The sequence below is a fragment of the Kitasatospora nipponensis genome, assembly GCF_039528135.1.
Lineage (GTDB): Bacteria > Actinomycetota > Actinomycetes > Streptomycetales > Streptomycetaceae > Kitasatospora > Kitasatospora nipponensis.
Genome location: NZ_BAAALF010000346.1, coordinates 1 through 4117 on the forward strand (window position 1 = coordinate 1; position 4117 = coordinate 4117).

General features: G+C 69.9%; 2 protein-coding genes. Both read right to left on the bottom strand.

Annotation, left to right across the window (positions count from 1 at the left end; genetic code table 11):
• Positions 1-1900 (bottom strand): condensation domain-containing protein (locus tag ABD323_RS39835; protein WP_344447001.1); only part of this gene is annotated, 1900 nt, incomplete at its 3' end.
• Positions 1900-4117 (bottom strand): non-ribosomal peptide synthetase (locus tag ABD323_RS39840; RefSeq protein WP_344447002.1); only part of this gene is annotated, 2218 nt, incomplete at its 5' end. The genes ABD323_RS39840 and ABD323_RS39835, both read right to left, overlap by 1 nt.

Consider the following 4117-nt stretch of genomic DNA (forward strand, 5'->3'; position numbering starts at 1 on the left):
CCACACCCTTCGGCACACCCGTCGAACCCGACGTGTAGATCACATACGCCAGACCACCAGCCCCGACGGACACCCCCGGCGCCGTCGTGGCGGCAGCCGCGAGATCGGCCACCACTCCCGCGTCGTCCAGTGCCAAGGCCGGCAGCTCGCCGAACGGCAGCGCCGCCAGGACCTCCCGCGTCCCCACCAGCACCGCGACCCGGCTGTCCGCCAGCATGAATCCGGTCCGGTCCGCCGGCTGCGCCGGATCGACCGGCAAGTACCCCGCACCCGCCTTCCAGACCGCCAGGATCCCCGTGATCATCTCCGCGCCACGCGGCAGGGCCAGGCCCACCACCGACTCCGGCCCCACCCCCTGAGCCACCAGACAGTTCGCCAACCGGTTCGCCCGCTCGTCCAACTCCGCGTACGACACCGACCCACCATCGGCAACGATCGCCACCGCACCCGGAGTCCGCACCACCTGCTCCGCGAACAACTCGCACACCAACGAGGCCGGCGTCTCGACCGCGGTGTCGTTCCATTCGCTCAGGACCCGACGGCGCTCGTCCGCGTCCAGCACCTCCACCGCGCTGAGGCGGATTTCCGGGTCCTCGGAGACGGCCTCCATCACCCGCATCCAGCGCTCGACCAGGCGGGCGGCGGTGCCGGAGTCGAACAGGTCCGCTGCGGCGGTGACCGCGCCCCGCAGACCCGCCGGACTGCCCTTGGGGCCGGACACCTCGACCAGGTTGACGTCGAGATCGAACTTCGCCGCCAGCCTCCCGACCGCCAGCTCCGCCGGCGCCCCGCCGCCCTGACCCTCGGACTGCCGGCCGAGCTCCGTCCGCGAGACGTTCTGCACCGTCAGCATGACCTGGAACAACGGGTGGCGCGACAGCGAGCGGGTCGGGGCCAGCTCCTCCACCAGCTTCTCGAACGGCACGTCCTGGTTCGCGAAGGCGCCCAAGCTCGCCTGGCGAACGCGCCCCAACGCCTCCCGGAAGCTCGGGTCGCCCGACAGGTCGGTGCGCATCACCAGCGTGTTGACGAAGAAACCGACCAGGTCGTCCAGGTTCTCGTCGGTGCGACCGGCCACCGACGCGCCGATCGGGATGTCGGTGCCCGCGCCGAGGCGGGAGAGCGTGACCGCCAGAGCCGTCTGCAGGACCATGAACATCGTGGCGCGCTCGGCCCGCGCCAGTCCCGCCAGCCGCGCGTGCACCTCCGGCGACACCACCAGCGGTGTGCTGTGCGCCTGGTGACTGGCGACCGCCGGACGTGGACGGTCGCAGGGGAGCTCCAGTTCCTCGGGCGCGTCCTCCAGCGCCTCGCGCCAGTAGCTCACCTGGCGCGAGATCACACTGTTCGGGTCCTGGTCATCACCGAGCAGTTCGCGCTGCCAGAGGGCGTAGTCCGCGTACTGCACCGGCAGGGGATCCCAACCGGGTGCCCGGTGCTGCCGGCGAGCCGCGTACGCGGTCGAGATGTCGCGGATCAGCGGCTCCTTCGACCAGCCGTCACAGGCGATGTGATGGATGGCCAGCACCAGTACCGGGTCGTCGTCCACGGACGTGAACAGCCAGGCCCGGACCGGGACCTCGCTCGACAGGTCGAACGCGTACCTGGCCGCGTCCGAGACCGCACCGACCAGCTCGGTCGGCGCGACCTCCACCACGTCGAGCGCCCAGGTCAGCTCGTCCGGCTTGAGGATGCGCTGGTGCGGCTCGCCGTCGGCCACCGCGAAGACCGTACGCAGTACCTCGTGCCGTTCCATGACGTCGCGCAACGCCGCACCGAGCGCCGCGTGGTCCACACCACGCGGCAGCCGCATCGTGACCGGAGTGTTGTAGGCAGCGCTGGGCCCTTCCAACTGCGCGAGGAACCACAACCGACGCTGCGCGAACGACAACGGAATCATCAGGACTCCTCCTGGTTACGCATCGGCCGCAACGTCGGCCTTGCTGACTTTTGGGTTCCCATCTGCGTGGCGAGCTCTGCCACCGTCGGCGCCTCGAAGAGGGTCCGGATGTCCACTTCGACGCCCAGCAGGGTGCGGATCCGGCTGACCAGGCGGACGGCGAGCAGGGAGTGGCCGCCCAGGTCGAAGAAGTCGTCGTCGACGCCGACGCTCTCCAGACCCAGGACCTCGGCGAACGCCGCGCAGAGCAGTTCCTCACGCTCGTTGGCGGGTTCGCGGCTGCTCGCCGCCACTCCGGCGGTGTAGTTCGGGGCGGGCAGCGCCTTGCGGTCGAGCTTGCCGTTGCCGGTCAGCGGCAGCCCGTCCAGCATCACCACAGCGGCCGGGACCATGTGCTCCGGCAGTCGCTGCCCCACGAACTTGCGCAGGGCACTGGAGAGTTCGAACTCATCGACCTCGTCCGCTTCCGCCGGGACGACGTAGGCGACCAGGCGCACGTCGCCCGGCTGGTCCTCGCGGGCGATGACCGCGGCCTGGGCGATCTCGGGGTGGGTCAGCAGTGCGGTCTGGACCTCGCCCGGCTCGATGCGGTAGCCGCGGACCTTCACCTGGTCGTCGGCACGGCCCAGGAACACCACCTGACCGTCTACCGTCCACTTCGCCCGGTCACCCGTGCGGTACAACCGACCGCCGTCCCCGGCACCGAACGGGTCCGCCACGAAGCGCTCCGCCGTCAGACCCGCACGCTTCACATAGCCACGCGCCAGACCCGCACCCGCGACATACAACTCACCGACCACACCGGGAGCGACCGGCGCCATCCGCTCATCCAGCACGTAGAAACGGGTGTTGGCGATCGGCGTACCCACCGGCACCACCTCACCCGCCACCAGACGTGTGGTGGCCACACCGATCGTGGTCTCGGTCGGGCCGTAGTGGTTGAACACCGCACAGTCGCCCGCCGCCGCCAGCAACTCCCCCACCAGAGCAGGAGACGCCGCCTCACCACCCAGCACCAACGACCGCGCCGGCACCACGTTCGCCACACCCAGCGCGGCGACATGGGAAGGAACGGCCTTCAGGAAGTCGATCCGGTGCTCCGCCAGATAACCCGCCACCGCCGCAGGGTCGGTGACCGCACCCTCCGGCAGAACGTGCAGCTCACCACCCGTCGCCAGACTCGCGAACACCACCGTGTTCCCCAGGTCCGTCACCTGCGCCTGCAACAACGCGTACCGACCACCCGGCTCACCGAACCCCACCCGACCGGGCACCGACGCCACATAATTGGCCAACGCACCGTGCGTGACCGCCACACCCTTCGGCACACCCGTCGAACCCGACGTGTAGATCACATACGCCAGACCCCGCGGATCCACCAACACCCGCGGCGCCGACACCGACGCCATCGCCAGATGCACCGACATCAAAGAGCCGTCCAGCACCACCAACCGGACCTTCCCGGCCGGCATGTCCCCCAGCGTCTCCTCATCCGTCAACAGCAACACCGCACCACTGTCACGCAACAAGAACGCCAACCGATCCGCCGGCTGCGCCGCATCGATCGGCAGGTACCCCGCACCCGCCTTCCACACCGCCAGGATCGCCGCGATCATCTCCACCCCACGCGGCAACGCCAAGCCAACCACCGACTCCGGCCCCACCCCCTGAGCCACCAGATAGTTCGCCAGCCGGTTCGCCCGCTCGTCCAACTCCGCGTACGACACCGACTCACCATCGGCCACGATCGCCACCGCACCCGGCGAACCCGCCACCCGCGCCGCGAACAACTCACACACCAACGACGACCCCGGCACCTCCACCGCCGTGTCGTTCCACTCAGTCACCACCCGACGACGCTCGTCATCGTCCAGCACATCCACCGCACTGACCCGCGTCTCGACATCAGCGGCCAGCGACTCCAACACCCGCACCAACCGCTCGGCGAACCGCCCCGCCGACTGCGGATCGAACAGATCCACCGCCACCGTCACCGACCCGCGCAGACCCGCCGGACGACCCTCGGCATCAACCACCTCACCGGCCATCACGTCCAGGTCGAACTTCGCGGACGGCCTGGCCATCGTGAGGGGCTCGATGTCGACCCCAGCCAGCTCCAGCGGCAGCGCGATGCTGCCCTCCTCCGAGGAGACCGTGTTCTCCTTGGTGAGGACGATCTGGAACAGCGGGTGGCGCGCCAGCGACCGGCTCGGCGCC